The following is a 5,525-nucleotide window of genomic DNA, read 5'->3' as shown; positions in this document are numbered from 1 at the left end:
TTCAATGCTAAATTAATTACGTTAAACGGAAAGCAGGAAACATCACTGGACTATAATATCAATACAAACCCGCTAATTAAATTCTCATTTTCAACTGCTATTGATGCGGCTTCAGTAAATAATAGTTTTTCTTTTGTAAACAGCGTCAGTGGCACTTCAGTTTCTTTCAACGCATCGTATTCCAACGGTGACAGTGTAGTTATTTTACAACCAGCTTCAGCTTTAAATTTTCTCAGTAAGTACGCGATAACGGCAGCGACTACCCTAAAATCAAAAGCAGGTGGTAGTTTATCAAGCGCAACCAGCCTGGCCTTTGTTACTCAAATTGATTCTACCGATAAATTTTCCCGTATTTCAGATAGTGCTTTATTGGATGTAGTGCAGCAGCAAACCTTTAAATATTTCTGGGATTTCGGCCACCCGGTTTCGGGAATGGCGAGGGAAAGAAATACCTCCGGTGATATTGTAACAACGGGCGGAACCGGCTTCGGAGTTATGAGCATTGTTGCCGACGTCAGCCGGAATTTTATTACCAGGACAGAAGGACTGCAGCGAATAAATACAATTGTGAGCTTCCTAACGAACAACTGTACACGTTATCATGGCGCTTTTTCCCATTGGATAAATGGATCAACCGGTGCCACGGTTCCTTTCAGCCAATATGATGATGGCGGAGACCTTGTTGAAACATCTTTATTAATGCAGGGCCTGTTATGTGCCCGCCAGTATTTTAACACAGCCGATGCTAATGAAGTTTCACTCCGTGCAAATATTAATGCATTATGGAATGGGATTGAGTGGAACTGGTTTAGGCAAAATGCGCAAAATGTATTGTACTGGCATTGGAGCCCGAATTATAATTTCCAGATTAACCAGCAAATAACGGGATGGGATGAAGCATTGATCGTTTATGTATTGGCCGCATCTTCCAATACTGATCCGATACCTCGAGTTGTTTATGATAACGGCTGGGCCCAAAATGGCGGCATAAAAAATGGCAAGACTTATTATGGCGTACAACTACCGCTGGGCCCAAATCTTGGCGGCCCGCTATTCTTTTCTCATTATTCTTTTTTGGGGATAAATCCGCATGACCTTACTGATGCATATGCCAATTATTTTACTCAAAACACCAACCATAGTTTAATTAATTTCAATTATTGCGTTGCGAATCCAAATGGATTTTATGGATATAGCACAACTAATTGGGGTCTTACCGCAAGTGACGATGATATCTCAGGTTACAGTGCACATGCACCCGACAATGACGATGGAGTTATTACACCTTCTGCAGCTATTTCATCCTTACCTTATACACCTGCGCAATCGATGAATGCGTTAAAATTTTTCTATTATACTTTGGGTGACAAGCTATGGAAGCAATATGGCTTTGTGGATGCTTTTAATCTGAAAGATCTTTGGTTCGCAGATTCCTTCCTGGCAATAGACCAGGGCCCGGAAATTGTAATGATCGAAAACTACAGAACTGGATTGTTATGGAATTTATTTATGAGTTGCCCCGAAATAAAGAGGGGAATGAAGCAATTGGGATTTCAAAGCCCGAAGTTATAAATAATTTATATCAGACCTTACAGGTTTTTAAAACCTGTGAGGCCTATTTTAAAACAGGCTTCCCTTGAATAAAAAATCGTATTAAAATTACGCCTAACCTTATCAGTTATATAATTATGGTTGAACATAATTCATTTACTTTGAACCAGCATACAATAAGTGAATCATCTTAAAACAAATCTAAATATTCCCCTGAATTTGTATGAGAAAACTTTTATTTTTCGCGGTTATATTGCTGGCTGCCTGTCATCCTTCTGAAAATAAAAATATTACACCGCCGGAAGCTTCAAAGAAGCAGGTCGTTAATTTGGCAGGAGGACTTGGAACTGTAACGGTGTCGTTGCCGGAGCGATATGATACTAGCTTCACCTGGATTCATTACTCCGATTGTGGCGCTCCTTGCGAAAAGAGAAAATACCGGTTTCAACCAAAAGTTCTGCCCGTTAATTTGGAAAATGGCTATTTCTATAAGACGTTAGTAGACTCGGTTGATCAATTTACCATCGTTCATAATCCATACATAGCTGCAGAAGACAGTGATAAAACAGATAACCGGGATTTTATTATTTCTTTTCACGACCATAAAAAATTTGATATCATACACGATCCCAGGTTGCGGATGATAAAATCGGATACAATCGAAAAAATCGGTGACCGCTATTTTTCCATTATTGTTATTGACATGTTTGATTCAGCCAAAAAGGTATATTCAAAGAAACTTCTGTCTACGACAACAATAAAAAGAGGCACCATTGATTTTAATTTTGAATTAGCAACCAGGCAAAAAGATTCTCTCACAAATAATTTTATTGACAATGCAAAATATTATTTGAGAACTATTCATATTAGTGACGGTAATAACAAGGATAATTAAAATGTAAAACTGAGGTATAATTAAGAAGTCAATCAACCATTAATTTTTCTTTAAGTCGGCCCAGAGCGAAACTAACCCCAGTGCAAAAAATAATGCTGCCTCAATCCAATTTTTATTGCGAAATGCTTCTATCAATGCGATTCCGAAAAATAGTATGAAGACGGCTATATTTGTGAATTTTATTGTTTTCATTCTTTCAAATTTTATAAAAGACTTTCAGTCTGCAATTGATTTAGATAAGTTATCACAGTTTTCTTCTCTTTATTAAGAATCCTAACCGTTTTGTTGTATAACTCCATTGATATTTCGGGCGTAGCGCCAATGCATAAGATACCCAGTTTCCCGTATTGCGACAAAGCGCCTATCATGTGAAACATTACTCCCTGCTGAGTACTGCCATTGTACAAAAGATCATTGGCTGTAGATATTTCTATGAGGTCGTGAGGTGTGAGGCCCCTGTAATGTTCGCTTTGCAGGTTATCTGAAAAAAAATAATACCGCTCTTGTCTTGTGGCAGTAAGATAAATTCCTTTTGCCGCATCATAATCACCATCAGTTAAATATTGCAACATCAGGTATGGATGAGTGGTGCCTCCTTTTCGTAAATTTATTTCGATAGCAAAATGCTTCCATTGATTATTTTCTTTTGTTGAAACAAAATCAATCGAAAATCTTCCCAACACGCCGTAGCTTTTTAGTCGTTCAGTTATTCGCTTTCCCAATTCTCCAATGGCTACCGCGTATTCTTTATTGGCGGGAAAATGCCCACCGAGGAATACCTGGCCGCTTTCACCCCCGAGAAATTGATCATGGGTTGATATAACATCCGTTTCGCCCAAAGGAGTCACTCGGCATTGCACCGAAGGAAAGGCTTTCTGCTCACCATCAATATACGCTTCCACAATGCCGCCCATCATCCGAAATTTGTCCATAAAGCTTGCATACACTAAATCATTTGCAACAATTTGCAACCGATGAGGAAGTATTTCCTTGATCCATAACTGCAGGTACTCGTTCCCGGGGGCGCCTTCAAAAGAAAAAACTGCGTTGCCTTCACCTGAGAATCCATCATTCAATTTTATAACGGCTTTTGCGAGTTCGGGGAATGTAGTTTTAAGGCTAAATAACCCATTAATAATATCTTCTTCAGTCTTGCAGTCTTCGAAACCGGGTGGTGTGTCAACATTGCATTCCTTAAATATTTTCCTACTGAAATTCTTTGTTCCCAGGTACAATAAATCCGGGTCGCATCCATAGATCGGCATTTTTAGTTTTACCGCGAGAGAACGCTCGGCTTTTGTTACATTGAAACATGCCATGTGCGATACATGGTCCGCAGGAATGCTTTTACGTATGCGTTCAATTAGCCTTGGCCGTTCGAGAATTTTTTCTGTGAGAGACCTTGGTGATGCATCAAAGCAACTCAGGGTTTTTAATCGCTGGCGTGCATGATAATTTGTTATACCCGGAAGCAAATGCAGGTAATAATCCATAATGATATTATGAACCGGCATACTGGTAACATATATCACATGCGTATTTGGCATCCTTAAAAGCATCAGCAAACACAGCAACCGTTCTTCATAATGAATAACGCCGTCGATTTTTGCAAGTATTTCCTGGTCCAATGTCAGGCTTGGAATTATGACAATTGTTTTCGCAGCCATCCTGTCTGGAAAGAAAGTTTCATACTGAAACGGAAACTGTTCCTGTAATTGTTTGAATTCAAATATTTCATTGGAATGGTCTGGCATTTTTGTATCCGGTCTGTTTAACGGTACATGAATTTATTAAAAATAATGGGAATATTGTCTTAGGAGTTGCTGTAAATGCGCTCTCCCGGAGTTATAACAGGCTTCGCGGTTATATCGCCATTAAACCAATATAGCCACGCATCTATCTTTTCGCCGTTATCTTTATGCACAGTTATTAATTCACGCCTGTATAAAGGTTTTTCCCCCTGCTCAACAATCAAGCCTTCATAGTCGTCCAATTGCCCGAACACATAAGAAAAATCATGTTCATCGTTCAATTTATACAATTCACCCTCGATAAAAGAATTGTCGTCTCCCGGAGTGGCAAAAATCTCGCCGTTCACATTTTTCATAACACCTTTGACTTTTGCGGGAGACACAAAGCTAAAAAACCGGGCTATATAGTCATGAGTATGCTGGTGAAAGCCCTTTCGAAGAGAACTGTAAACAAAAAGATGTTTGGACAATGCTGATTCCATGATCAAAAATTAAATAGGTTTCAATTAAAGATTTAAAGGAAATACTATTGCCGTGTAAATCTACGCAAATTCAAAAATTAATTCTATGATATAGCGCAACAAGGATGATGACTAAAGTCACAATGAAATTATTAAAAAACTGACACCAACGCTGTTATAGACAGTTTTCTCCGCAAAGAGAATATTGTAAATAAGTTATGATTGTCTCTTTGATCTTTTTTTATGTGTTTTTATTTATTATAGTCTGAAAGATCGTGGCCGGTTTTACTCATATTTAACCCGTCCGAAGGTATTTATAATCGACAATAAAATTGGCAACATACTTGATGTAGTTTGAAATAACTAGATGTACCAATTTTAAAATTTCTTTATGAAAAAGGTCCAGGTTGCAATATTTAGTTCCACGCTATATGCCTTGTTCTTCCAGGCAACACCTTATATAGGTGTTCCCGAAAGGCTAATCTTTGGTATGTTTCTACTTACACCCTTTATAGTATTGTATATGGTGTATGTGATATTGAAACATGGCAAACCATCTTCTTATACATTTGAAGAGCGATTTTATGATGACTATGATTATGTGAGAAGCGGAAAAGAACATTTGGACGCCGAATAATTTCTCTCATAAAGGAAACCTTTCGGGGCATGATGCAAAGGGCGTAAAAGTAAAATTGTAATAAATAATTGCAAGATTCAACAGAATATTCAAATAGTATTATAAATCCCGTGCTTAAATCTTTTTGCCAGTAACCCTGTAGCCAAAGCAGTATCGATATTTTCAACTAACACGCCTTCTATGCCATAAGGCTGGTGAGCAATACATTTGCCGTCGGGAGCAATTAATGA

Annotated in this window: 6 protein-coding genes; 3 read left to right on the top strand and 3 right to left on the bottom strand. The window is 38.2% G+C overall.

What is annotated here, in order from left to right; translation table 11 throughout:
• The coding region (locus ACO1O5_RS18115; RefSeq protein ID WP_486272733.1) for a glucoamylase family protein at positions 1 to 1,572 on the top strand (1,572 nt) is incomplete at its 5' end.
• Between the two features lie 202 nt (positions 1,573 to 1,774).
• Complete coding sequence (locus ACO1O5_RS18110) at positions 1,775 to 2,446, top strand: hypothetical protein (RefSeq protein ID WP_486272731.1); 672 nt, start codon at positions 1,775 to 1,777, stop codon at positions 2,444 to 2,446.
• A 39-nt stretch (positions 2,447 to 2,485) separates the two neighbouring features.
• Here the strand turns inward: ACO1O5_RS18110 and ACO1O5_RS18105 are convergent, their stop codons facing one another.
• The 3 genes from ACO1O5_RS18105 to ACO1O5_RS18095 are packed head-to-tail and all read right to left on the bottom strand — an operon-like array spanning position 2,486 to position 4,679.
• Positions 2,486 to 2,638, bottom strand: coding sequence for a hypothetical protein (locus ACO1O5_RS18105; RefSeq protein WP_486272730.1), 153 nt, complete (start codon positions 2,636 to 2,638; stop codon positions 2,486 to 2,488).
• 11 nt (positions 2,639 to 2,649) lie between these two features.
• The gene (locus ACO1O5_RS18100; RefSeq protein ID WP_486272728.1) at positions 2,650 to 4,200 is read right to left on the bottom strand and encodes a peptide ligase PGM1-related protein; all 1,551 of its coding nucleotides are present in this window, start codon (positions 4,198 to 4,200) and stop codon (positions 2,650 to 2,652) included.
• Positions 4,201 to 4,259: 59 nt separating this feature from the next.
• On the bottom strand, positions 4,260 to 4,679 hold the full coding sequence (locus tag ACO1O5_RS18095) for a gamma-glutamylcyclotransferase family protein (RefSeq protein ID WP_486272726.1): 420 nt from the start codon (positions 4,677 to 4,679) through the stop codon (positions 4,260 to 4,262).
• Positions 4,680 to 5,049: 370 nt separating this feature from the next.
• Between ACO1O5_RS18095 and ACO1O5_RS18090 the strand changes: the two genes are divergently transcribed.
• Positions 5,050 to 5,295: a hypothetical protein gene (locus ACO1O5_RS18090; protein ID WP_486272724.1), complete on the top strand. Its 246-nt coding sequence runs from the start codon at positions 5,050 to 5,052 to the stop codon at positions 5,293 to 5,295.
• The last annotated feature ends 230 nt before the right edge of the window (positions 5,296 to 5,525 follow it).

The sequence above is a fragment of the Ginsengibacter sp. genome, assembly GCF_057362405.1.
The sequence above is the reverse complement of the archived record's forward strand: the minus strand, read 5'-3'. Positions and strand labels throughout refer to the sequence as shown.